Here is a 23,828-nt window from a genome sequence, read left to right as displayed (position 1 = left end):
TGCCGGACGGGGCACCTGACTGCGGGGACGCCCCGCTCCCACGGGACCCGTAAAGCGTGAGAGTCGACTCTCACATATTGCGAGAGGAGACTCTCACGTCATGGAATCCAGTAATCGCCTGGGCGATGTCGAGATCAAGGATCCACAGGCGATGCGTGCGTTGGCGCATCCGGTGCGGCTGGCGATCCTCGACCGCCTGCGGCGGCACGGGCCTGCGACCGCGACGGAGCTCGCGCCCGACGTCGGAGCCACGCCATCGGTGACCAGCTGGCATCTGCGGCACCTTGCGAGCTTCGGGCTGGTGCGTGACAGCGAGCCCGGCCCGGACCGCCGCCGGCGGAGGTGGGAGACAGCGGCACACGGCTTCCGGTTCGAGACGCCGCAGGACGAAGCCGACGAGGAGGGCCGGTCGGCCGCGCGCCTGCTGTCGCAGCAGATGTTCCTGCGTCATGCGGACCTGCCGAGCCGGTGGGCCGCCGAGGTGGAACCCGGACTCGGACCGGAGTGGGCGGGGCAGGCAGGACTGGCCAGTACCCGCCTCGTCGTCTCCGCCGAGGAACTCGCCGCCATCGAGGACGGGATCGAGCGCGTCCTCGCGCCCTACATCACCCGCGATCCCGACGAGCGGCCGGCCGACGGCCGTTTCGTCCAGCTGCTGCGCTACGTCCTGCCGGAGGGTGCCGAGGAGCAGACCGGGGAGTCGCTGTGAGCAGCCCCGACGGGACGGCTGCGACATCGCTGTGGCGGGACCGGCGGTTCCGTCACTTCTGGGCCGGCAACGCGATCTCACAGTTCGGTGACCGGATCACCGAGCTGGCCCTGCCCTTGATCGCCGTCGGAGCCCTGAACGCGTCGGCCGGCCAGGTGGCGGCGCTCACCGCGCTGATATGGACCCCGAACCTGTCAGCCGTACTCCTGGGGGCCTGGGTCGACCAACAGACCCGCAAACGCCGCCTGATGGTCATCGCCGACCTGGTGCGCGCCGCGGTGCTGCTGAGCATCCCGGTGGCCTACCTCTCAGGGACGGTGACGCTCGGTCAGCTGTATGCCGTGGCGGTGCTCACGGGTACCGCCGGAGTGCTCTTCAACACCGCCTACCCGCCGTTCTTCGTCGGCCTCGTGCCGCGCGGGTCCTACGTGGACGCGAACAGCAAGATCAGCGCCGCCCGATCGGCATCGCATGTCGCCGGCCCGGCCCTCGGCGGTCTTCTGATCCAGATCCTCGCCGCTCCCGTCACCCTCGTCGTCGACGCCCTGACGTTCCTGGCATCGGCGATCCTGGTCGGCCGCGTCCGGGTCGACGAACCGCCTGCGGCGGCCGGCACCACGGCTCCCCCGCTCCTGCGCCGCGCCAGGGAGGGACTTGCGCTCATCGTTCGTCACCCCGTCCTGAGGGGCAGTCTCGGATGCTGCGCGACCGTCAACTTCTTCACCTTCATCGGGGGCAGCGGACTCGTCGTGCTGTTCGCCAGCCGGGACCTCGGACTGTCCGCGGGGTCCATCGGCGTGGCGTTCGGCGTCGGCGCGACCGGTTCTCTGCTCGGCGCAGTGGTCGCCCCGGGAATCTCGCGGCGGTACGGCGTGGGGCGCAGCATCGTCGTGGGTGCGGCGCTCTTTCCCGCGCCGATCGCGATCGCCGCTGCCGCGGGCGGTCCCGTCTGGGTGCGCGCCGGAGCGTTGGCCGCGTCCGTGTTCCTGTCCGGCTTCGGCGTCATGCTGTTCGACGTCAACCTCAACGCCCTTCAGGCAGCGGTGATCCCCGACGGCATGCGCAGTCGCGTGGCCGGCGCGTTCAGCACGATCAACTACGGGATACGGCCGATCGGGGCCGTCACCGGTGGCCTCCTGGCCACCATGACCGGATTGAGGGCCACCCTCCTCGTCGCCGCCGTCGGCGGGGTCGTGTCGCTGCTGTGGCTGCTGCCCTCGCCGATACCCCGCATCCGTTCCCTGGCACCGGACACCGCCGCGGACGCAGCGGGCTGATCCCGCGCTTGCCGACGCACGCGCGTCCGATGCCGCTGCGGTGCGGCGGACCACGGCGGGGTACCCGGAGGACGACCGCGTCACCCGTTCGGTTCCGAGGAGGCACACGCCGTGCACAGTTCGAAGCTCTGGCTCGACCGCAGTCTGGCTGCCCAGGCAGTGGTGGTCTTCGCCCTCGGTACAGGAATCACCGCACTGTTACGCCAAGGTTCGCACCCGCTCGTCTGGGTGGTCCAAGCTGCGCTCTACACCGCCGTCACCATCGGCTTCCTGGCCGTCCAGCGCCGGAGAGCCGGGCGGGTGACCGGGAAGGACCCGCGCGGGGTCGCCGAGCTGAACCGAAGGATCCGCCGCCGCGAGGTTCCGAGCGCCCCCGAGGAGCGGGAGGCCATGCGCCGGCTCGTCGCCGACCAGCTGGGGAAGCTGGAGCGTGCCGGCCGGTGGCTGCCGTACTGGCTCGGCTTCATGGGCCTGGTCGTGATCGGCATGCTCGTCCTCGGAGCGGTCAGCGGTTCGCTGCTCCTCCCGCTGGTGTTCACCGTCGCCATGGCGGGGTTCTGCTACGGGATCTTCCTGATGCGCCGTCACACCCTCGGCCAGTACCGCCACATGCGCTCAGCCCTGGAGGACCCGAGCTGACACCCAGGGAGTCGCGGGGCTGCGGCTCAGCCTCTCACTCCCCCACAGGGCCGTCGGACAGTCCGACGGTCCTGCCGGAGTCGCCCCGGGAGGCTCACTGTGACCGACGAGAAACTGGCCGGGCCGCCGCCGGTCCCGTTCACCTCCCGAATCTCCTGTCGCCGACGCAACAGGGTGATGGAATCGCGCCATGCCGACACCGTTGACCCGCGCACTCCGGGCACTTGACCGCTTCCATGCCGCCCGCCCCTGGGACCACAACGTGCGTTACCATCGCTGGCTGCTGCGCCGTCTGCCCGAGCGCTTCGGCCGGGCGTTGGACGTGGGGTGCGGCAGCGGTGACCTGGCCCGGCTCCTGGCCGCCCGGGCCACATCGGTCGAGGGCATCGACTCCGACCCCGCCGTCGTCGCCCGGGCGCAAGGCCTCACCGCGACCGCCCACCCCGTCGTGTTCACCGTCCATGACGCGGCGACCGGGCTGCCGGAAGGCCCGTACGACGTCATCACGTGCGTGGCGGCCCTGCACCATCTGCCGTTCTCCGACACGCTCGCCCGTTTCCGCGGCCACCTCGCGCCGAGCGGGACGCTGGTCGTCGTCGGAGTCGCCCGTGCGCGGACGCTCGGGGACCACGTCCTCGGGGCTGCGGCGATCCCGGTGAACATCGTCATGGCGCTGGTCAAGAACCGAGGACGCAGAGCAGCTCGCCCCGCGTCGATGACCGCCCCGACTCTTCCGCCCGCCATGAGCTTCGCCGAGATCGTGCGGGAAGCCCGGGAGGTGCTGCCGGGCGCCCGCTTGCGCCGCCGTCTGTTCTGGCGCTACACGCTTGTCCGGCACCAGGACTGACGGCTGCTCGTCGGATGCTGCCCGGAGGGCGAACCCCAGCCGCAGATCGTCGTGGGTCGTACGTACCGCCGCCCTTCGCCCCTGTCGCACTCCCCTGTGACGGCATGCGCCCCCTCTGCCGCCGGGACCGCGACGAGTCGGCCCGGAGGCGGCGGCCAGGAGCGACGCACTCCCGACCGCCGTTTCCGGGCGCCGAAACGCCGCTTCCCGGCTACGGCGTCGTGATCGTCGGCCGCGGCGCGGTCGCCATCCCGCTGCCGATGGCGAAGCTGGGGTGCGGAGGCTGGTTGTACGCGGTGTTCTGCCAGGCCAGCGCGGTGCGGTACATCGTGTCGTGGAGCAGCGTGGTGATCCTCGTGCCGGTCTCGATCGGCGTGGAGTAGATCCGCAGTGCCGTGTTGTTGGTGGTCGGCCAGACGACCTCCTCGCGCCAGTCGCCGAAGAGGTCGCCGGACAGCGCGGGCGTGGCCTTGGTGCCGTTGCCCGAGTGGACGGAGTCCCCGGTCAGCAGGCGGGTGTCCGCCGAGGTGCCGTACTTGTCGATGTGGGTGCCGTCGAGCAGCTCACGGGTCGTGTCGCCGTCCCACCAGGACAGGAAGTTCGCACTGGAAGGCTTACGGCTGGACACGACGTCGCCCTTCGGCCCGCGCACACCGGAGACCGCGGAGGACCAGGACTCGGCACCGGCGCTGCCGGACCATATGTCACCGGACACACCGCGGCCGTTGTCGCCGCTCGCCGGGGTCGACCACAGGACCTGGCCGGTCTTCGCGTCCGCCATCCACGAGGACGGCTTCGAGCTGTCCTCATCGACCTTGAACTCCTCCAGGCCCGCACGGGAGGGATCGAGATCCCCTACGTGCATGGCGTCGCCGTGGCCGTTCCTCGTCGTCCACAGCCCGCTGCCGTTGTCGTCGACGGCCATCGCGCCGTACATGATCTCGTCCTTGCCATCACCGTCGGCGTCGGCGACGGACAGCTGGTGGTTGCCCTGGCCGTCGTACCCCTTGCCGGAGTTGGTCGAGCTGTTCGTGTCGAACGTCCAGCGCCGGGTGAAGGCACCGTTCCGCCAGTCCCAGGCAGCGATGACGCTGCGCGTGTAGTAACCGCGCGCCATGATCAGGGACGGCCTGGCACCGTCCAGGTAGGCCGTGCCCGCGAGGAAGCGGTCCACCCGGTTGCCGTAGGAGTCGCCCCACGAGGAGACCGTGCCGCGGGCGGGGACGTAGTCCACGGTGCCCATCGCCGCGCCGGTCCGGCCGTTGAACATCGTCAGGAACTCGGGGCCGGACAGGACGTAGCCGGAGGAGTTGCGGTGGTCGGCGGATGAGCTGCCGATCACCTTGCCGGCTCCGTCCACGCTGCCGTCGGCGGTCTTCGTCGCCACCTCGGCCTGGCCGTCACCGTCGTAGTCGTACACCTGGAACTGGGTGTAGTGCGCGCCGGAGCGGATATTGCGCCCGAGGTCGATCCGCCAGAGGCGGGTGCCGTCGAGGCGGATGCCGTCGATGACCGTGTTGCCCGTGTAGCCGGACTGGGAGTTGTCCTTGGCGTTGGTGGGCTGCCACTTCAGTACGAAGTCGAGGGCCCCGTCGCCGTCCAGGTCGCCGACCGACGCGTCGTTCGCCTCGTAGGTGTAGGCGACCCCGTCGGGTGTCGTCCCGCCCGCCGGCGGGCTGATGGGCACGTCCTTGTACCCGGCGCGGAACTGGATGGCGTGGACGGAGTCGCCCTGTTCCACTCCCCCGACGACCGCGCGCACCGTGTAGTCGGCGGTGGCGGGCGCGCCGGAGTGGAAGTAGTTCGTCGAGGCGGTGACCGGTGAGGCGTTGACCTTGGTGCCCGCCCGGTAGACGTTGAACGACACGTTGTCGGGGTCGGTACCCAGCCAGCGCCAGCTGACGAGGTTCCCGCTGTCGGTGTGCACGCTCACGACACCGCGGTCGAGCGCCTCGGCCTGGCGCGCGGTGGCCGCGTGCGAGGCCGGGCCGAGAGCGACGAGCCCGCCGGCCGCGAGCAGCGCGGCCGCCAGAGCGCCGGCCAGTGCACGGGCGCGGGTGGTACGGCGTCTGCGGCGGGGACGGGAATCAGTGAGGGGAAGCAGAGGCTCCACGGGAGGCACCTTCTGGCAGGAGACGGCTTACGCCCCCTCAGTTGCTCCCGGAAGCCGAAAGGTTGCCGTCTGATTCCGCTTGTGCCACGGCCGGCCGCCGCCGCCCCGCACCGGCCGCGTGCGCCGCGGCGTGCAGCGAGCGCAGGGCTAGCAGCAGGAAGCCGATGTCGTCGAGATAGACGGGGTCCGGCAGGAGGTCGACGGGCGACACGGTGTAGATCATCGCCGCCCACACGAGTGCCTTGTTGTGCAGGGGGATGCCCGCGTCGATGAGCAGTCTTCTGGCCCGGACCACGCGGACCAGGAGGACTGCCGCGGCTCCCGCCATGAGCAGGAGCGCCAGCGCACCGAGGACGAGCCAGACCGAGATGTCCATGGTTCATCTTCTCCCCGCGGGGCGGCCGGAGTCCGGAGGCGTCACCCGTGGCTCCTGGCCTGATGACGGGCGCGGCGGCGCTTCAGGGCACGGCGTTCGTTCTCGTCCATGCCTCCCCACACACCCGAGTCCTGTCCGTTCTCGAGGGCCCATTCCAGGCACTGTTCCCGCACGGGGCAGGATCCGCAGACGGCCTTGGCCTCCTCGGCCTGTACGAGCGCGGGGCCGGTGCTGCCGATGGGGAAGAACAGGTCCGGGTCCTCTTCGCGGCACGCCGCGTGCATGCGCCAGTTGTCCATGACTCTCACTCCTTCTCGCAGGGAACGACCTTTGCTCTCCGCCGGATTCCACGTCGTCTCCGTGACGTCCGTACTGTGCGCGTGACCGCCATCGGGCGTTCGAAACCACAACAGGCGCGGCGTTCAAGGGTTTCCGGCGCTCCCCCCGCCGTCCGGCAGCGGCGAACCCGGGTGCGGGGCGGCCGCGCAGGCGCCGTCCATGCGCATGCGGAAGTCCATGACCGCGGCCGGTTCGTCGATGATGTCCACCCGGGCCCCGGGCGTCTCCAGCACCGCCCGGTCGCCGATCTCCGGGGCAGGGACGCGCAGCAGGTGCAGCGGCGGGACGCCGGTCATGGGGTGCGGGGGGAAGTCGAGGGGCACCACCTGGACGGTGAGGTGCGGCCGGTGTGCGGCCTCTTCGAGCACAGCCCGCTGCTCGGCCATCACCGCCGGGCCGCCGACCCGCGTATGGAGGGCGGCGGCGGGGAGCAGGGCCCAGACGGCCGCCCCGCGCTCCTCCAGGCGGCGCTGCCGCTCCCCCAGCAGTTCGAGGTGCCGATCACGCTTCGGCGGGGTGTCGGCCTCGAGGCTCCGGCACAGGGCCGCCTCGTAGGCCGGGGTGCGCAGTAGCTCGGGGACCAGGGCGGGGTGCCAGGTCCGCACGAGCGAGGCGGACGACTCGATGCCGATGACCTCCTGCTGCCAGGGCTCCATCGCGTCCCGCCACCGGTGCCACCAGCCGGGCAGATTCGCCGCCGTCAGCCCCGTCATCACCGGCTCGGCCTCCGCGGCGGACACCGCGTAGCGCTCCAGGAGGACGCGGACCTGATGCGCGTCGAGCCCCGTCTCGGCACGCTCGATGCGCCGCACGGTGGCGGGGTGGGCACCCAGTGCCACGGCCGCGGCCTGGAGGCTGACGCCGGCACGTTCCCGGAAAATCCGCAGGCGCGCCGCCAGGACACGGTGCTCGACGGTGGGGCCTGACCGGGGCCTCATCCACGTACCCTTCCGCGCATGCGCTCCGAGGCGGTGCGGCTTTCGGAGCGGTCTCAGCGCTGATTCGGAACCATCCGGGCATTCTGCCTCTTGCAAAGTATGTACTTTGCACGGAGAGTACGTACATGTCGGAAATAGTCACGTGCACCCGTCTGGCCCCGGAGGGCTCGGGCGGACGGAGTGCACATAGCTGGTGGATTCCCCGCCTCCCCCGGGGCGTCCCCGTGGCCAGGCACCGGGTGCAGGAAGCCATGCGGAAGTGGGGAGAGCCGGACGACCGCGTCGAGACGGCGGCGCTGGTCGTGACCGAGCTGGTCACGAACGCGGTGGAGCACACCGCGGGCCGGCGGATCCGGTGCCGCCTCCTGCGTACGTCGGGCCGGGTGCGGATCTGCGTGTGGAACCGCGGCCGGCGGCACATACCGGAGCTGCCGGGTCCACGGGATCCGGACGCCTACCCCGTCCGGGGGGACGGGCTCCGTGACGTGGACGGCACCGAGGGCCCCGGCCCGGTGGCCCTCACCCTGCCGGCCGGCACGGACGAGGGCTTCAGCCTGGCGTCGGTGGCCGAGGACGGCCGTGGCCTCATGCTCGTGGACGCGCTGGCGACACGCTGGGGCACACGCAGCAGCGTGTCCGGCCGGCTCGTCTGGGCCGACATCTGAACGTCCGGGGCGGGACGGCTCAGACGAGGGCGGCCCGGCACTCCGGGTGACCCCAGCCGTTCGGATTCTTCGCGATCATGTCCTTGGCCGCGTAGGGCTTCCCGCAGTGGCACCGGCCCGCGAACCTCGCGCGGATCGTTCCGCCCGAACGCGGCTTGCCCGCGGGCTCGCCCTTCGCCGCCGCACCGGGGGCACGGCCCTTCGTGGAGCGGGCAGGGGCCGGCACGGGCAGCCCGGCGGTGCCGTACGCGGTCCCGGCCGCCTGCTGCGAGACCGCGACCTCGCTCGCGGCCTGGTCGGCCAGCGCGTTGAGGGGGTCGCCGTCCACCTGGTGCGCCGGAACGTAGCGGAAGCTCACGCTGCGGCTGCTCAACAGCTCGTCGATGCCGACCACCAGCTCGCGGTTGGCGACCGGCTTGCCCGCCGACGTCTTCCAGCCGTTGCGCTTCCACCCCGGCAGCCACTTGGTCACCGCGTTCATGGCGTACTGCGAGTCCATGCGCACCTCGACGGGCACGGCCGGATCGGTCGACCGCAGCAGTTCCAGCAGGGCGGTGAGCTCGGCGACGTTGTTGGTGGCGGTGCCCAGCGGGCCCGCTTCCCACCGCCGGGGGTTCCCCCGGTCATCGGCCACGACCCACGCCCAGGCCGCAGGTCCCGGATTCCCCTTCGATGCCCCGTCACACGCGGCGATGATGCGCTCGTCCATGCCCCGAATCATGCCAGCCCGGGAGGCCGGGGAACGCCCCGGAGGCCAGGGACCTCCCGGGAGGCCGGGGAACGATCGGGGAGGTCAGGGAACGATCGAGTCGATGTAGCCGCCGTCCACCCGCACCGCCGCACCCGTGGTGGCCGACGCCTGGGGTGAGGCGAGGTAGACGACGAGGTTCGCGATCTCCTCGGGCTCGATCAGGCGCTGGAGCAGGGACTGCGGGCGGTGCACGCGCATGAATTCGCGCTGGGCCTCGTCCCACGGGAGGTCCCCGCCCACGAGCTCGTGGACGAAGTCCTCGACGCCGCCGGTGTGCGTGGGGCCCGCGATGACCGAGTTCACCGTCACGCCGGTCCCCGCGGCCTCCTTGGCGAAGCCGCGGGAGACGGCGAGCAGCGCGGTCTTCGACATGCCGTAGTGGATCATCTCGGCGGGGACGACGATCGCCGAGTCGCTCGCGATGTTCTGCACGCGCCCCCATCCCCGGCCGGTCATGCCGGGCAGGTAGCGGCGGATCAGGCGCACCGCGCTGAGGACGTTGGTGTCGAAGTAGGTCCGCCACTCCTCGTCGGTGATGTCCAGCGCCGGCCGCGGACCGAAGATGCCGAGGTTGTTGACCAGGATGTCCGCGGCGGGCACGGCCTCGTACAGCTCGGCGGCACCCTGTTCCGTGGCGAGGTCGCAGGCGACGGTGAGGACGTCGGCGTCCGGCTCGACGCCGCGCAGCACGTCCTCCGCCGTGCCGAGCCGGTCACGGCCTCGTCCGGTCAGCACCACGCGAGCACCGGCACCTGCCAGACCTGTGGCGATCGCGAGCCCGATGCCCTGGGAGGATCCGGTCACGACCGCGGTCCTGCCGGCTAGGTCGATACGCACCTGGCACTCCTCTCGTCCCGCGTCCGGGTGCGCGGGCTCTCCACCCTGGCATCCTCGGGCCCGGGACGGCTTCCGCCCCGCCGGAACGCCGGGCCGCGTCGTCAGGGACGGGTCGTCAGGGACGGGTCCGCCCCACCCGCGGGCGCCCGGCGCAGGTCGCGGCACAGCACGGGGCTCCCGGCCCGTGGAGAACGGCCGGGAGCCCCGTCGTGTGCGTCAGAGAACGCCGGACGCCGAAACGGCGATCTGCGCCTTGGTCCTGCCGTTGGAGCTGCCGTACGACTCGATCTTGCGGACGAGCTTCATGCTGTCCTCGTCGGCGACCTCGCCGAACACCACGTGCTTGCCGTCCAGCCACGGGGTGAGGACGGTGGTGATGAAGAACTGCGAGCCGTTGCTGTTCGGGCCGGCGTTGGCCATCGAGAGCAGACCCGGCTTGTTGTGCTTCAGCGTGAAGTTCTCGTCGGCGAACTTCTCGCCGTAGATGCTCTTGCCGCCGGTGCCGTCACCGCGGGTGAAGTCGCCGCCCTGGAGCATGAAGTCCGGGATGACGCGGTGGAACGGCGAGCCCGCGTAGCCGAAGCCCTGCTCACCGGTGGCCAGTGCACGGAAGTTCTCCGCGGTCTTGGGGGCCACGTCGTCGAAGAGGTTGAACACGATCCGCCCGGCGGGCTGGTCGTCGATGGTGATGTCGAAATACGCCTTGATGGTCATGAGTCCATCCTGACATCACCCGCCACCGGCCGATGCACGGACCCCGCCCCGCAAACGGCTCCGGACCGCACGAATACGGCGTACCACGGAGATCAGCCGTGGTACGCCGTCGTCAGTCAGGGAGAACGCCGCTTCTCCCTACCGTCGCCGTTCAGCGGTTGCCGCGGTGGCCGCCGTCGCGGTGACGGCCCCAGGACTCGGAGTCGACCTTGTGCCCGCGGTTGTCGCGGAGCGTGGCGGTGTCCCTGCTGTCCCACACGTAGTGGCGGCGGTCCTGGTACACGTCGTGGCGGGTGTCGCGGCCGACACCGGTGTGGACGCGGACGGAGGAGCGGCCGGGCAGCCGCAGGTCGAACTCGTACGAGCGGCGGCTCTCGTCGGAGAGCGTCCAGCCACGGAGGTTGACGGCGTGGCGGCTGGTGTTGGTGACGGTGACCCACTCGGCGTTCAGGCTGCGGTTCGAGCCGTTGTCGCGACCCGGGCTTTCGTACTGGATCTCACCCAGGACGACCGCCGAGCGCTGGGCCGGCCGGTTGTGGCCGTGGTCCCGGCCATCGGCCGTGGCCGGGAGGGCCGCTGCGGCGAGCAGGGCGCCGGAGGCGAGAACGGTAGCGGTGATCCGTCGTGCGGAACGGGACATGGAAACCCCTCATCATGCGGGGCCCGGCATGAGGTACCGGGCGTTGTTCGGCCCCGGCGTACTGCCGGGAACGCAAACTTTGTCCCGCTTTCGAGTTGGCCGAAAGGTGCCCTGGTTCGTGTGACAAAGTGCGGACATTTCTGTCACACACGGCTGCACTCGACACGAATTCCGGCGGTCGTAGACCTGTCAACCGTTGATCGTTGCACCGACCCTTTCGAGGGACCGTTCCCCTGGTCGTGGCGCCCCGTTCACCCCGGCCCCGCTCCCCCGGGCGCCCCGGTCGGGACCGCGCGGATCCGTGTAACAGAACAGACAGCGCTTACCTGGACAAATATTCCATTACCGTCGGGAAAGGAGCTCGCGCGTTCGAGCCTTCAAGGCCCACCGCGAAGGGGCGAGACGTGCACGCTGACCGCCGCTGGTGACCAGCGCGTTCACCGGTGCCATCGGATCCAGCGCCATCGTCCTGGCCAGCAGGACGCCCACGACCAGCGGGAGCAGGGTCACGGCCAGCGCCGTACCGGCGCCGGCCAGGTTCTGCATACGGGGGCGCCCAGGCGCGTCGGAGAGCATGGTCCCCATTCCACCGGTCCCGGGGCCGTGCCCGGATCGGGTCAGGTACTCATACGCGCCACGCCGCCGTACTCAGTCCGACCCGGGTCCGCACCGGGCGGAGCCTGCGGTCAGCGCTCCGACGCCCGCCGGCCCACGGTGTCGGCCCGGCCACCGGCGCCCAGGAGGCCCGTGGCCTCGAACGGAGTCCTCCGCTCGATCCTCGGCAGCTCACGCCTGGACAGGGCCGTGACGACCGGGGGCATCGCGGCGCGCACCAGCTGCGTGGCGCGGAGCCACACGGGCATGTAGGCCGCGGCACTGCGCCGCTCGACCGCCCGCACCATGTGGCTCGCCACCGTGTCCACCGGGTAGACCTTGCGCGCGGGTCTCGGCATGTGTGCCCGCAGTTCGCGCAGTACGGGGTGCTGGTCGGCGTCGCGGATCATGTCGGTGTCGGTCCAGTTCAGGTAGCCGATCCCCACCCCGACGTGCTGATGGGCGAGCTCGGCGCGCAGGGAGTGTGCGAAGGACTCCACACCCGCCTTGGACGCGCAGTAGGCGCTCATCATGGGTGCCGCGCCGATGGAGGCCAGCGAGGCGATCTGGAGGTAGTAGCCCCGCGTCGTGAGCAGGTGGGGGAGGAAGGCGCGCGCGGTGATCGCGCTGCCGATCAGGTTCACCTCGATCACGCGCCGCCAGGTCGCCGGGTCGGATTCGGCGAAGGGCCCGCCCTCCGCCAGCCCCGCGTTGGCGACCACGACCGAGGCGGGCCCGAGCTGCTCCCGGATCTCCTCGGCGACCCGGGCCATGCGCGCCTCGTCGGTGACATCGGCCTCCCAGCACCGCGCCGGGCCGGGCAGCGAGCCCCGCACCTCGGCCAGGCTCGCTTCCTCCCTGCCGATCAGCGCGACCGTCGCGCCACGGCTCCCCAGTTCCCGGGCGATGGCCTCGCCCAGACCCCGTGCCGCCCCGGTCACGACGGCGACCCGGCCCTCCAGGGGGCTGACTGTGCCGGTCATACGCGTCTCCTCGGGGTCGGCCAAGCGGGCAATGCGCTCGCCCGGCTGCCGTCGGCTCGCGCACGGACGCTGCTTTCCCCAAGCATTCCCGGTGGACGGCCGCCCCGCGAGGCGAGCCGACGGGTGGGCGGCCCCGGAGCGCCGTCATTCCGGGGCGGAGGACGGACCCCAGTGGGAGAAACGGGGCAGCCACTTCACCCGGTAGTCGGGGTGCCCGGCGTGCTCGGCGGCCATCTGCCGGACAACGAATCCCAGCCCGACGGCGCGGCCCGAGGCGAAGTCCTGGGCGGGGCGGTCGGTGTCCAGGGCCGCGATCTCCTCGTACTCGTCCAGGAGGACCCTGGTGGTCTCGATACGGCGCAGGGTGCGCGCGGGGTCCTGGAAGGCGATGTGCCGGTCGTAGCCGCGCGACCGTACGACGAAGGCGATACCGCTCGTGCGGTCGTGCACCTCACCGGGCGCATCGGCCGGCATCCGCCAGCCGTCGCCCCCCGCTTCCCGCGCGATGCGCTCCTCCTCCGCGAGGCGCGCCCGCACGAAAGCCAACAGGTCCGAGTTGTCTGCCATCTGGTTCCGAATCCTTCTCCGTCACAGACCGCGGCAGCAGATGTACCCACCGCCACGGGCCCGTTCTGTCCGACCAGCAGAGGATGCCTCACCGGCGCGCCGGCGGCGCAGCCCGTACCGCCGGCGTTCCGCATGACGGACATCGCGCCCCGCCGTGACCGGCCACGTCAGCGGGCCGGGGCCCTGCGGGCGGCCATGAGCAGCGCGATGTCGTCGGGCCGGTCCTCGTCCTGCCGGGCCTGTCCGATGATCCGGTCCGCGGACTCGGCGAGCGGCATGTGGCCCACCGCGGCCAAGGTACCGCGCAGACGCTCGATGCCCTCGTCGATGTCCGTGCCGGACTTCTCCACCAGGCCGTCCGTGTAGAGGGCCAGGACCGCGCCCGGGCCGAGCAGCAGTTCGGTGACCGGGTACGAGGCGTCCGGATCGACGCCGAGCACCACACCTCCGGGGAGGTCGAGGACCTCGGTCCTGCCGTCGGCGTGGCGCAGGACGGGCTGGGGGTGTCCGGCGCGCACGACCAGGGTCGCGCCGGTCGCGGGGTCGAGCAGCACGTAGCAGCAGCTGGCGAACTGGCCGGGATCGAGTCCGATGAGCAGCCGGTTGGTGGCGCCCATGATCTCCTGCGGGTCGTGCCCGATGAGCGCGAAGGCCCTCACCGCACTGCGCAGCTGCCCCATGGTGGCAGCGGCGGCGACACCATGCCCCTGGACGTCGCCGATGACGAGGGCGAGTCCGCTGCCGGTCTCGATGACGTCGTACCAGTCGCCGCCGATCTCGATGTCCTGGGTGCCCGAGAGGTATCGCCCGATGGTGTCGACGTGGTCGACGACCGGAAGCCGGTGGGGCAGCAGGGCGTCCTGAAGCCCCCGGGCGAGGGCGGCCTCGGTGTCGTAGCGCTGGGCCCGCTGGAGCGCCTGGGCGATGAGCCCGGCCAGCGCGGTGAGCACGGTGCGCTCCTCCGGGCTGAAGCCCCGGGGCTGGTCGAAGCCGAGGATGCACGAGCCGACCGGGCGACCCGAGGCGATCAGGGGCAGGAAGGCGCGGGCGCCGACACTGGCGTCCATGGGGATGCCGGGGTACGCCTCGCCCAGCTGCTCCATGGATTCGAAGAACAGTGGCCGCCCCGTCGTGAGAGTCTCCACGCCGGGGATGTGGGTGTCGAGACCGACTCCGTCGAACCGGTCCAGGAAGCCCCGGGGGAAGCCCGTCTCCCAGGCCAGGTAGAGGCGCCCCTCGTTCTGGAGGTAGATGGCCAGCTGCCTGCCTCCGAAGGCGGGCAGCAGTTCCTCCGTGACCACCGCCGAGACCTGGCGCGCCGTGACGGCCTCCGTCAGCGCGATGGCCAGGGCGACCGGCCTGTACAGGACGGCGGAGCGGTCGGCCGGTGAGCCGAGCTCCCCGCCCGGGGTGGCGTCGGATTCGGGAGTGCGGCCGGGCCGCCCGGAGGGGCTGAGGGTGATCGAGACCCCGTCGCGGCCGGGGAACATCGCCACGGACAGCCACTGCCCCGGGGTGCGCCGGGCGAGGAAGTACACGGGGTCGTCGGAGAACAGGGCCGCCCGGAGGTGGTCCTCGTAGGCGGTGTTCGCGAGCCAGGGCAGCGCCTCCCCGAGGGGCCGGCCGGTCAGTTCCGCCCGGCTGTGGCCGAGGATCTCCTCGGCCGCACGGTTGACGTAGGTGATCCGTCCGAGCCGGTCGTGGGAGAGCAGGCCGCGTACGATCCGGTCGGCCGCGTCGGGGACGACCGGACCTGCTCCCTGGTCGAGCAGGACGCCGGTCACTCTGCCCGCCCGGCCGCCGTGCTCCCCATGGCCGGAGAGCTCGGCGAGGAGGGGGCGCCCGCCGGGTCCCCAGAGCCGCATCCGGCGCACGTGCGGCTGTGCCGACCGCGCGGCTCCGCCCCCCAGCGTCCACAGCCCGTACACGTCCTCGGGCAGCAGCCGCGCCGTCAGCGCCTCCATGGACCGTGCCGGCGCGGCCGCAGGTCCGAGGCCCAGGATCTCGTGCGTGTCGTCGTCCGCGGTGACCTCTCCGCTGACCGTGTCCCACTCGAAGTGTCCGACGCGCAGCGGCCGCGCGGTGCCCGAGGGCAGCCGTACGAGCACCGGGTCGTCGTCCCACAGGGCCGGGAACCCCTGCTCGGCGATGTCGGACCCGAGCCGCGCGGCGAGCGCTTCCATCCGGCGCCGGTCCGCCCCGCCGACCGGCACGCCCCTGGTGGCGTACCGCAGCACGGCGAGCACGCCCAGGGGTGTGGTCACGCCGGTGACGGGCGCGTAGAGCGAACCGAACGGGAACGGGAGGCCCGCCATCAGCTGCGGGAACCGGCGCATGGCGTCCTCAGCGTCGCCCAGGTACACCGGCCGGTTCGAGCGGTAGGCCTCGGCCACCGGGAACGGCCGGTTCACATGCATCCGCCACCAGGGACGGATCAGCGGGCCCGGCAGCCCCGCCAGCACAGCCATCCGGAGGAGGCCCGGGGTCCGCGAGCGCAGGTAGACCCCACCGGCGTAGCCGCCGACGGCGTCCACGGCGCTCACCACGGCCTGGGCGAGCACCAGCGACAGGCCGTCGGGCGTTCGGCTGCCCTCGGGGCTCCAGGTCACACAGTCAGGATGCGCACTCGCTCGCGGGTGCGCATGTCCGCGTGCGGCCCGGCCCGTCAGGTGCCGGCCGGGACGGAGGGCTCCGTGCCCGCCCGCGCGCACACCGAGGCGGCCACCTCGGAGGCGAAGGACAGCATGTCCCGCAGCTCCTCGGGTTCCGGATGCACCGTGAAGGAGCCGTGGGCGCACAACCGGCTCAGCAGACCGGCGGCGAACGCGTCCCCCGCGCCGATCGTGTTGACGACCTCGACGGGCGTGGCCGCGACGGACACCGGCGGTGCGGTCGCGGTGTACGCCGTGCTGCCGCGGGCGCCCCGGGTGAGGACCACCAGACGTCCTCCGGCCGCCAGCTTCCGGCAGGTCTCCTCCGGGTCGGCCCCCGGCCACAGCTGCCGCAGGTCCTCGTCGCTGGCCTTGACGACCTGCGCGAGGCCGCACAACTCGCGCAGGGCGGCCGAGCCGCGGTCGGGGCCCAGGGTGCGGTCCCGGCGGACGTTGGGGTCCACGACGAGGAGGGACTGTTCCGCGGCCGCGAGAGCGGTGGCCCGGACGGCCGACGCGGCGGGCTCGACGACTGCCGCGAGGCCGCCCACGTACACGGCTCCGAATCCGCCGGTGCGGGCGGAGAGGTCCGGCAGCCGGAACGTCGCCGTGTCCTGGAGGTGGAAGTGGTACCCCGTCTCCCCGGAACCCGGCTCGGCGACGGCCAGCGCAGTCGGCAGGGCGGAGCGTGCGCAGAGCTCGAGGCCGGCCCCCGCCGCCCGGAGCCGGGCCTCGATCATGCCGGCGAACCCGTCGTCGCCGAGGCCCCCGGCGAACGAGACCGGGGTGCCGAGCCTGGCCAGCCCGACGGCCACGTTGGCCGGGGCCCCGCCGAACTGCGCCGCCCGTACGCCGCCGTCCCCGGACACGGGTACGAGGTCGACGAGGGCCTCGCCGAGCACCAGGGTGGCGCCGGGACCGCCCGTCACGGCTCGACCACGATCTTGCGGCCGATGCCCGCCTTGAAGCGGTCGATCGCCTGCGGGTACTGGTCGAGCGGCAGCCGGTCACTGATGAAGACCGCCGGGTCGAGCACCCCGGCGGCGAAGAGCGCGGCGGCGCGTTCGTAGCTGTGCAGGACGGCCATCGAACCGGTGATGGTGATCTCCTGGTTGTAGATGCGGTACGGCTCGATGACCGCCGTCGTGGCGTAGTCGGCCACCCCGAACTGGAGGAAGGTGCCGCCCTTGGCGACGCGGCCCAGCCCGTCCTGGATGGCTGCCGCGTTGCCCGTCGCGTCGATGACGACGTCCCAGCCGGCGGGGCGGTCCAGTTCGTCGGCCCCGGCCGCCGAACGGGAGCATCCGAGCCGGCCGGCCGTGGCGAGGCGCTCGGGGTTGACGTCCAGGATGTCCACGCCCGCCGCACCGGTGCGCTTGGCGAGCTCCAGCATCATCAGGCCCATGGTTCCGGATCCGTAGATCAGCACCTCGGCGCCGAGCGTGCTGCTCAGCACGTCGTAACCGCGGACCGCGCAGGACAGCGGCTCGATCAGGGCCGCGTCCCTCACGTCGATGTGCTCGGGCAGTTTGACGCAGTTGGCGACGGGGGCGACGGCGTACTCGGCGGCGCCGCCGGAGACGGTGACACCGATGGCGGCCCAGCGTTCGCAGAGGTTGCCGCGTCCGCTGCGGCAGTAGCGGCACTCGTGGCAGTGCAGGGAGGGGTCGACCGCGACGCGGTCGCCGACGGCGAGCTCCGTGACGTCGCGTCCGACACCCACGATCTCCCCGGCGAACTCGTGGCCGGGGACGAGCGGGAGGGTGGGCGCGAACTCCCCCTGCAGGATGTGCAGGTCGGTGCCGCAGAGCCCGCAGGACGCGACGGACACGACGACCTCGCGCGGCCCGGGCGTGGGGTCGGGGACGGTGGTGACGGAAACCTTGCCGGGGGCTTCCACGATCGCTGCCAGCATTACTTCACTGCTCCTAGGGACAGGCCCTGGACGAGTTTGTCCTGGGCGGCGTAGCCGGCGGCGAGCACCGGCAGGGACACGACGACGGACGCGGCACACAGCTGGGCCAGGAACAGGCCCTGGCTGGTGACGAATCCGGTGAGGAAGACGGGTGCGGTCTGGGCGACGACGCCGGTGAGCACCCGCGCGAAGAGCAGTTCGTTCCAGCTGAAGATGAAGCAGATGAGAGCGGTGGCCGCGATGCCCGGTGCCGCCATGGGCGCGACCACCCGTGCCAGGACGGTCGGCAGCCGCGCGCCGTCGACCTGGGCCGCCTCGATGACGGACACCGGTACGTCCGCGAGGAACGACTGCATCATCCAGACGGCGATCGGCAGGTTCATCGAGGTGTAGAGCAGGACGAGGAGCCAGATGTTGTCCAGCAGCCCGGCGTTCTTGGCGAACAGGTAGACGGGGAGGAGCCCCGCGACGACGGGCAGCATCTTCGTGGAGAGGAAGAAGAACATCACGTCCGTCCACTTGCGTACGCGCCGGATGGAGAGCGCGTACGCCGCCGGGAGCGCCAGCAGGAGCACCAGGACCGTCGAGAAGAGGGACGCGCCCAGGGAGTTGAGCAGCGGGGGCCACGGGGTGACGCCGGTGTCCGCGCCGAAGAAGGCCCGGTATCCGTCGAGAGTGAGCGGCGCGAAGAGCGAGGGCGGGTTGGTCGCGGCGTCGGACTCCGCGTGCAGCGAGGTGAGCAGCATCCACAGCGCGGGCAGGCAGAAGGCGAGACCTGCCGCCCAGGCCAGCAGGCCGAGCGCGGCGGAGCGTCGTCGGGCTCTGCGCAGGACGCTGCGCGCGGACGGGACGCGAGCGGGAGCGGGGACGGTGGCGGTCATGCGCGGTTCGCCTCCTCACTGAAGAGGGACGAGACGGTCCGGAGCGCGAAGGTGGCGATGATGATCGTGCCGATCACCACCACGACTCCCGCGGCGGACGCCAGTCCGTATTCGTGGGCCTGGTAGAAGGTCTGGTAGATCGTGTACGGAAGGTTGGCGGTGCCGAGGCCGCCCGCGGTGATCGTGAACACCGCGTCGAAGTTCTGCACGATGTAGACCGCGCCGAGCAGCACCCCGAGTTCGAGGTACCTGCGCAGGTGCGGCAGGGTGAGGTACCGGAAGGTCTGCCAGGCGCTCGCTCCGTCGAGGCGCGCGGCCTCGACCACCTCGGCGGGCCGGCTCTGGAGCCCCGCGAGCAGGATCAGCATCATGAAGGGCGTCCACTGCCAGACCAGTGCGGCGATGACCGCGAGCAGCGGCATGTCCGCTATCCAGTCCGGCTGGCCCGGGCTCGTGTCACCGAAGAGCTCACCCACCCAGCTCAGTGCGCCGTTGAGGAGGCCGTACTCCGGGTTGTAGAGCGCGTGCTTCCACAGCAGCGCGGCGGAGACGGGCACGATCAGGAACGGCGTGATGAGCAGGGTGCGGACCATGCCGCGGCCGAGGAACTTCCGGTCCAGCAGCAGCGCGAGGCCCAGCCCGATCACCACGGTGGCGACGACGACGCCCGTCGTCAGCAGAATCGTGGTGAGGACCGAGTCGCGGAGCGCGGCGTCCGTGAAGACGGAGGCGTAGTTGTCGAGCCCGTTGAAGGCGCGCTTGTCGGGGCTGAGGGAGTTCCAGTCGAAGAGTGAGATCACCAGGGTCGCCACGAAGGGAAGCTGGGTGACGACGATCAGGAAGACCAGGGCGGGCAGGAGCGGTGCCCTGGTGGCCCACGCCCGGGGACCGGTCTTCCCGCGTACGGGGGCGGGTGGCCGGGGTGGTGACTGGGGGGTCGTGCCGACTGCTGTGGTCATCGGTACTCCTTGGCGACCTGTTCGGCCAGCTTCTGGGAGGTGGCCAGCGCCTTGTCGACGGACTGGCGTCCGGCTATGGCCGCGCTGATCTCCTGCGCGACCCGGGTGCCGAGATCGGTGAACTCGGGGATGCCGACGAACTGGATCCCGGGAACGGGGCGTGGCTGGGTGCCCGGGTTCTTCGGGTCCGCGCCGGAGATGGCCTGCTCGGTGACGTCCGCGAACGCGCCCGCCGCCTCGCGGTAGGCGGGGTTCTCGTAGGTGGAGGCCCGTTTGCCCGCCGGGACGTCGGACCAGCCGCTCGTCTCCCCGACGAGCGACTCGTACTCCTTGCTGGAGGCCCAGGAGACGAACTTCCACGCGTCGTCGGACTTCTTGGAGGCCTTCTGGATGCCCCAGGCCCAGGTGTAGAGCCATCCCGAGCTCTTGGTGCGCTCGACGGGCGCGGGCACGTAGCCGATCTTCCCCTTCACGGGGGATCCGGCAGCCTCCAGCGAGCCGGCGCCGGCCGTGGCGTCGTACCACATGGCGGTCTTGCCCTGTGTCATGTTGTTGAGGCACTCGGCGTACCCGGACTGGGAGGCGCCGCGCTCCCCGTGCTTGCGGACGAGGTTCACGTAGAAGCGGGTGGCCTCCTTGAACTCCGGTGAGGTGAGCCGCGGTTCCCAGTCCTCGGTGAACCAGGTGCCGCCCATGGTGTTGACGACGGTGGTGAGCGGGGCGACGAGCTCCCCCCAGCCGGGCAGTCCGCGCAGGCAGATGCCCTTCATCCCGCGTTCTGCGCCGTCGGCCCGTGCGGCGAGCGCGGCCACCTCCCGCCAGGTGGGATGCGGGGGCATCGTCAGTCCTTGGGCCTCGAATACGTCCTTGCGGTACATCAGGAAGGACGACTCACCGTAGAAGGGCTCGGCGTAGAGCTTTCCCTCGGCGGTGAGCGACTCGCGCAGGGGTTCGAGGATGTCGTCCTGGTCGAAGGCGGTGTCGTTCGCCGCGTAGGTGTCGAGGGGGTGCAGCCAGTCGTTCTCCGCGAAGAAGGGGACCTCGAAGTTGCTGATGGTGCCGACGTCGTACTGGCCGGCCTGGTTGGAGAAGTCCTGGCTGATCTTGTCGCGGACGTCGTTCTCCGGGAGCACGGTGAAGTGCACCTTGATGCCGGTCTCCTCGGTGAAGTGCGCTGCCGTGAGCTTCTGCAGTTCGAGCATCTGCGGGTTGTTCACCATGAGTACGTTCAGCGCGTCACCCCCTCCGAAAGCGGTGCCGCCGGCTCCGGCGCAGCCGGCGGCGAGGAGGGCCATCGCCGCCGTGCCCGCGACCGCACGCACGCGGGTCCCACGGCGTCGTTGCTGGTGGGGCATAAGTTCTCCTGATCGGTCGTAGCGGCTGGTGGATCGGTGCTCGTGGACGTGTCCGGCCTCCCGGCCGCCGCGGGCATGGCGAGGCCGTCCCCCCGGCCTCCTCACGAGGACAGAGACGGGGTGGTGGGGACCGCGGTCCGTTCCCGCCGTCGTGTCAGACGCGGATGACGTTCGGGCCCAGCAGGGAGTAGCGCTGCGCCTCGGCCGAGGGCAGCCCCGTGTCGGTGATGACGGCCTCGAAGTCGCCGACGCCGGCGAAGCGGCAGAAGCTCACCGCTCCGAACTTCGAGTGGACGCCGGCGAAGACCCGGCGGCGGGCGCTGCGCATGGCCTGCGCCTTCACCTCGCCGACTGCCGGGTCCGGGGTGGTCAGCCCGTACTGACGGGAGATGCCGTTGGCGCCGACGTACGCCAGGTCGATGACGAAGTCGGCGAGCATGCGGGTGGCCCAGTGGTCGACGGTCGCCATCGTGCTGCCGCGCAGACGCCCGCCGAGCAGGAGCACGGCGGTCTTCTCCACGTCCGCGAGGACCGTCGCGACGGCCAGGGACGCGGTGACGACCGTCAGCGGCCGGTCCCGGGGCAGCGCTTCGGCGATGAGCTGCGGGGTGAAGCCCTCGTCGATGAACACCGTCTCGGCGTCGCCGAGCAGTTCGGCCGCGGCCGTCGCGATCCGCGACTTCTGCGGTACGTGGTGCGTGGTGCGCATCGCGAGGGTGGTCTCGAAGCCCGCGCTCTCGACCGGGTACGCACCGCCGTGCGTGCGCCGGACGAGACCGTGCTCCTCAAGGGTGTGCAGATCGCGCCTGATGGTCTCCTTGGCCACCTCGAACCGTTCGGCCAGCCGGTTCACGTCGACCGCGCCGTCCTGTCGGGCCGTCTCGAGAATGCCCCGTCGCCGTTCCTCGGTGCCCACGACACATCCCTGCGCTAGTACGGATCCGGATGGTCCCGGCGTCCGTTCGGGCCCATGCGTCGTTTGTACAAGCAGGAACGGCACTACGACCAGCACCTTCGCGTCACGGACTGCGCCCGTTCATGCCCGTTTCACCACAGGTTCCGTCCTGGTGGCCCGGGACACGGCGGTGACGGGGCGTCCGGACGGTGCCCGCTCGGCCCGTTACGGTGCCCGTTCGGTGCCCGTATTCGGTCACGACGTCAGGGCTCTTAGCACGGCTGACCGGGGAGCACAGGAGGAACGTCTGGTAAATGTCTGATTCCGTACCTCAAAACATGATTTCGGCCAACACTCCGTGTCTCAGGCCCCTTCGGACAACCTCGGGCCCGGCAGTCGCCTCTCATGGGCAAAAGCGACTCCACCGCCCCACCGGGCACCCGGACATCGGAGAACGATGAGCACCAGAACCCCCCGCAAGCGGCTGTGGCGTCCGGCGGTCGCCGCCGCCGCGGCGATCGCCGTGACCGCGGGCGTCGCCGCCGCCACGCCCGACACGAAGAAGGCGGCGGCGGTCCCGCAGCTCGGCCTGGTCGCCGCGTCGAATTCGGTGACGCTCGACTCGTGGAAGGAGGAGCCGGGCGTCTATCTCGACCTCGGGACGTACCTCACCGCCTCCGGTGCGCCGCTCGAACTGCGCGTGACCAGGAAGAGCTACAAGGACCCGGTCGTCGCCACCCAGGTCATCCGCGAGGGTGGGAAGACCCGGACCCGGGCCCTGCCCGAGGGACTGGTGAAGAACTTCTCGGGGCTGCCCGGCTTCATCCGCGTCAAGGTCCGGGACACCACGGGCAGGACGGTGGCGATCCGCACGGAGTCGTTCTGCCCGAACAACGCCTCGGGCAGGATCGAGCCCGACGCCCCGGCCACGTCGAAGTATCCCGAGAGCTGTCCCGTGAATCCCTTCACGCTCGGCTCGGTCTGGGGTGTCGAGAAGGGCTGGGCGTCCAACACCTACGCCGGCTACTACTCTGCTCCGGTCGTCCTCCCGGCCGGCAAGTACACCGCCGAGGTGTCCGTCAGCAAGCGCTACCGGGACATCTTCAAGATCGCTGACGCGTCGAAGACGGTCAACCTGACGGTGCGCGAGCGCAGTTGGGAGGAGGAGAGTGCCGCTCCCTCCCCGGCCGCACGCTCCGCGTCCGGGCACGCGGGCCACGGAGCCGGGCACTCGGCCCATGCCGGCCACACCGCGACCCGCCCGCCCGCCCCGGTGGCCGCGACCACCGGCGCGGGCACCTCGTACAACGTGGGCCACGGACCCTACGCGCCCGCGCCCGCCGCTCTGCCCTGGGCCGCCGCGCGCCAGGCCCTCCGGGCCGCGGAGGGCGACGCGCCGGGACGTACGGACGGCTCCCGGCAGGCACCTGCCGTGCAGCCGAACTCCCGGCGTCCGACGGGCAGGGCGGCTGTACCGGACGTGCCCAAACCCGATCTGCGCTCCCTGCCCGCCTACGGCATCACCATCGGCGCGGGTGACGGCGGGGCTCCGGGCAAGGACTATCTGGCCTTCAGCGCCAACGTGTGGAACGCGGGTCCCGCCCAGTTGGTGGTGGACGGCTTCCGGAAGCCCGGCAACGCGCTGATGGACGCCTACCAGTACTTCTACGACGCCTCGGGCAAGCAGGTCGGCTACACCCCGACCGGCACCATGGAGTGGGACCCCCGCGCCGGCCACGAGCACTGGCACTTCACCGACTTCGCCAGCTACCGGCTGCTGAAGGCCGACAAGAAGGAGACCGTGCGCAGCGGCAAGGAGGCCTTCTGCCTGGCCAACACCGACGCGGTCGACTACACGGTGAGGAACGCCAACTGGCATCCGGACAACACCGACCTGTCCACCGCCTGCGGCCAGGAGAACTCCATCTCGGTGCGGGAGGTGCTCGACGTGGGTTCCGGTGACACGTACACCCAGGACCTTCCCGGCCAGTCCTTCGACATCACGGGGCTTCCGAACGGCACGTACTTCATCCAGGTGCTGGCCAACCCGGAGAAGCGCCTGAAGGAGACCGACCTGACCAACAACAGCGCCCTGCGGAAGGTGGTGCTGGGCGGCAAGCCCGGTGCCCGCACGGTGACGGTGCCCCGGCACGAGCTGGTCGAAGCCCCCTGACCGGTGCGCG

General features: G+C 71.4%; 24 protein-coding genes. 6 read left to right on the top strand and 18 right to left on the bottom strand.

The genetic code is table 11. The features are described 5' to 3' along the window. The first annotated feature begins 100 nt into the window (after window positions 1–100). From ACFUNE_RS10385 to ACFUNE_RS10370, 4 genes are all read left to right on the top strand, one after another. Complete coding sequence (locus ACFUNE_RS10385) at window positions 101–709, top strand: ArsR/SmtB family transcription factor (RefSeq protein WP_383564765.1); 609 nt, start codon at window positions 101–103, stop codon at window positions 707–709. Continuing rightward, window positions 706–1,986: an MFS transporter gene (locus tag ACFUNE_RS10380; protein WP_383564763.1), complete on the top strand. Its 1,281-nt coding sequence runs from the start codon at window positions 706–708 to the stop codon at window positions 1,984–1,986. Before ACFUNE_RS10385 ends, ACFUNE_RS10380 begins: the two co-directional genes overlap by 4 nt. A gap of 111 nt (window positions 1,987–2,097) precedes the next feature. Beyond that, the gene (locus ACFUNE_RS10375; protein WP_383564761.1) at window positions 2,098–2,625 is read left to right on the top strand and encodes a hypothetical protein; all 528 of its coding nucleotides are present in this window, start codon (window positions 2,098–2,100) and stop codon (window positions 2,623–2,625) included. A 190-nt stretch (window positions 2,626–2,815) separates the two neighbouring features. Further along, window positions 2,816–3,472: a class I SAM-dependent methyltransferase gene (locus ACFUNE_RS10370; protein ID WP_383564760.1), complete on the top strand. Its 657-nt coding sequence runs from the start codon at window positions 2,816–2,818 to the stop codon at window positions 3,470–3,472. A gap of 211 nt (window positions 3,473–3,683) precedes the next feature. Here ACFUNE_RS10370 and ACFUNE_RS10365 read toward each other — a convergent pair whose 3' ends face one another. The 4 genes from ACFUNE_RS10365 to ACFUNE_RS10350 form a co-directional block, all read right to left on the bottom strand. Beyond that, window positions 3,684–5,585 carry a rhamnogalacturonan lyase gene (locus ACFUNE_RS10365; protein WP_383564758.1) on the bottom strand — a complete coding sequence of 634 codons (1,902 nt, stop codon included), beginning with the start codon at window positions 5,583–5,585 and terminating at the stop codon, window positions 3,684–3,686. 37 nt (window positions 5,586–5,622) lie between these two features. Then, window positions 5,623–5,961 carry a YkvA family protein gene (locus tag ACFUNE_RS10360; RefSeq protein ID WP_383564756.1) on the bottom strand — a complete coding sequence of 113 codons (339 nt, stop codon included), beginning with the start codon at window positions 5,959–5,961 and terminating at the stop codon, window positions 5,623–5,625. A 41-nt stretch (window positions 5,962–6,002) separates the two neighbouring features. Then, window positions 6,003–6,260: a WhiB family transcriptional regulator gene (locus ACFUNE_RS10355; protein WP_383564754.1), complete on the bottom strand. Its 258-nt coding sequence runs from the start codon at window positions 6,258–6,260 to the stop codon at window positions 6,003–6,005. Window positions 6,261–6,383: 123 nt separating this feature from the next. Then, the gene (locus ACFUNE_RS10350; RefSeq protein WP_383564752.1) at window positions 6,384–7,238 is read right to left on the bottom strand and encodes a helix-turn-helix domain-containing protein; all 855 of its coding nucleotides are present in this window, start codon (window positions 7,236–7,238) and stop codon (window positions 6,384–6,386) included. 197 nt (window positions 7,239–7,435) lie between these two features. Here ACFUNE_RS10350 and ACFUNE_RS10345 point away from each other — a divergent pair, with 197 nt between their 5' ends. Beyond that, the gene (locus ACFUNE_RS10345; RefSeq protein ID WP_383564986.1) at window positions 7,436–7,903 is read left to right on the top strand and encodes an ATP-binding protein; all 468 of its coding nucleotides are present in this window, start codon (window positions 7,436–7,438) and stop codon (window positions 7,901–7,903) included. A gap of 19 nt (window positions 7,904–7,922) precedes the next feature. Here ACFUNE_RS10345 and ACFUNE_RS10340 read toward each other — a convergent pair whose 3' ends face one another. The 14 genes from ACFUNE_RS10340 to ACFUNE_RS10275 all read right to left on the bottom strand — a co-directional run bounded on the left by ACFUNE_RS10340 (window position 7,923) and on the right by ACFUNE_RS10275 (window position 21,666). Continuing rightward, window positions 7,923–8,612: a ribonuclease H gene (locus tag ACFUNE_RS10340; RefSeq protein WP_383564750.1), complete on the bottom strand. Its 690-nt coding sequence runs from the start codon at window positions 8,610–8,612 to the stop codon at window positions 7,923–7,925. A gap of 84 nt (window positions 8,613–8,696) precedes the next feature. Continuing rightward, a complete protein-coding gene (locus ACFUNE_RS10335; protein ID WP_383564748.1) occupies window positions 8,697–9,491 on the bottom strand; it encodes an SDR family NAD(P)-dependent oxidoreductase in 795 nt (264 codons plus the stop codon). A gap of 216 nt (window positions 9,492–9,707) precedes the next feature. After that, window positions 9,708–10,205, bottom strand: a complete 498-nt coding sequence (locus tag ACFUNE_RS10330; RefSeq protein WP_383564746.1) for a peptidylprolyl isomerase — start codon at window positions 10,203–10,205, stop codon at window positions 9,708–9,710. Window positions 10,206–10,356: 151 nt separating this feature from the next. Then, window positions 10,357–10,845: a lamin tail domain-containing protein gene (locus ACFUNE_RS10325; protein WP_383564744.1), complete on the bottom strand. Its 489-nt coding sequence runs from the start codon at window positions 10,843–10,845 to the stop codon at window positions 10,357–10,359. Between the two features lie 342 nt (window positions 10,846–11,187). Further along, window positions 11,188–11,421, bottom strand: a complete 234-nt coding sequence (locus ACFUNE_RS10320) for a hypothetical protein (RefSeq protein WP_383564742.1) — start codon at window positions 11,419–11,421, stop codon at window positions 11,188–11,190. A 110-nt stretch (window positions 11,422–11,531) separates the two neighbouring features. After that, complete coding sequence (locus tag ACFUNE_RS10315) at window positions 11,532–12,422, bottom strand: SDR family oxidoreductase (protein WP_383564740.1); 891 nt, start codon at window positions 12,420–12,422, stop codon at window positions 11,532–11,534. A 144-nt stretch (window positions 12,423–12,566) separates the two neighbouring features. Beyond that, a complete protein-coding gene (locus tag ACFUNE_RS10310) occupies window positions 12,567–12,989 on the bottom strand; it encodes a DUF6221 family protein (protein ID WP_383564738.1) in 423 nt (140 codons plus the stop codon). A 167-nt stretch (window positions 12,990–13,156) separates the two neighbouring features. After that, window positions 13,157–15,598, bottom strand: a complete 2,442-nt coding sequence (locus ACFUNE_RS10305; protein WP_383564736.1) for a SpoIIE family protein phosphatase — start codon at window positions 15,596–15,598, stop codon at window positions 13,157–13,159. 56 nt (window positions 15,599–15,654) lie between these two features. Beyond that, window positions 15,655–16,569 (bottom strand): PfkB family carbohydrate kinase, encoded by a 915-nt coding sequence (locus ACFUNE_RS10300; protein ID WP_383564734.1) that lies wholly within the window; start codon window positions 16,567–16,569, stop codon window positions 15,655–15,657. Next, window positions 16,566–17,555: a zinc-dependent alcohol dehydrogenase family protein gene (locus ACFUNE_RS10295; RefSeq protein WP_383564732.1), complete on the bottom strand. Its 990-nt coding sequence runs from the start codon at window positions 17,553–17,555 to the stop codon at window positions 16,566–16,568. Before ACFUNE_RS10295 ends, ACFUNE_RS10300 begins: the two co-directional genes overlap by 4 nt. Beyond that, window positions 17,555–18,436 (bottom strand): carbohydrate ABC transporter permease, encoded by an 882-nt coding sequence (locus ACFUNE_RS10290; protein ID WP_383564730.1) that lies wholly within the window; start codon window positions 18,434–18,436, stop codon window positions 17,555–17,557. The genes ACFUNE_RS10295 and ACFUNE_RS10290 overlap by 1 nt, the downstream gene beginning before the upstream one ends. After that, window positions 18,433–19,395 (bottom strand): carbohydrate ABC transporter permease, encoded by a 963-nt coding sequence (locus ACFUNE_RS10285; protein WP_383564728.1) that lies wholly within the window; start codon window positions 19,393–19,395, stop codon window positions 18,433–18,435. Before ACFUNE_RS10285 ends, ACFUNE_RS10290 begins: the two co-directional genes overlap by 4 nt. Next, entirely contained in the window at window positions 19,392–20,750 is a 1,359-nt protein-coding gene (locus tag ACFUNE_RS10280; RefSeq protein ID WP_383564726.1) for an ABC transporter substrate-binding protein, read from the bottom strand. The genes ACFUNE_RS10285 and ACFUNE_RS10280 overlap by 4 nt, the downstream gene beginning before the upstream one ends. A 154-nt stretch (window positions 20,751–20,904) precedes the next feature. Further along, window positions 20,905–21,666 carry a DeoR/GlpR family DNA-binding transcription regulator gene (locus ACFUNE_RS10275; RefSeq protein WP_383564724.1) on the bottom strand — a complete coding sequence of 254 codons (762 nt, stop codon included), beginning with the start codon at window positions 21,664–21,666 and terminating at the stop codon, window positions 20,905–20,907. A 436-nt stretch (window positions 21,667–22,102) separates the two neighbouring features. Here ACFUNE_RS10275 and ACFUNE_RS10270 point away from each other — a divergent pair, with 436 nt between their 5' ends. Next, window positions 22,103–23,818, top strand: coding sequence for a lysyl oxidase family protein (locus ACFUNE_RS10270; protein ID WP_383564722.1), 1,716 nt, complete (start codon window positions 22,103–22,105; stop codon window positions 23,816–23,818). The last annotated feature ends 10 nt before the right edge of the window (window positions 23,819–23,828 follow it).

The organism is Streptomyces sp. NPDC057287 (assembly GCF_042667905.1).
Taxonomy (GTDB): Bacteria; Actinomycetota; Actinomycetes; order Streptomycetales; family Streptomycetaceae; genus Streptomyces.
Note: the sequence above shows the minus strand (reverse complement) of the source record. Positions and strands in the feature narration are given on the sequence as shown.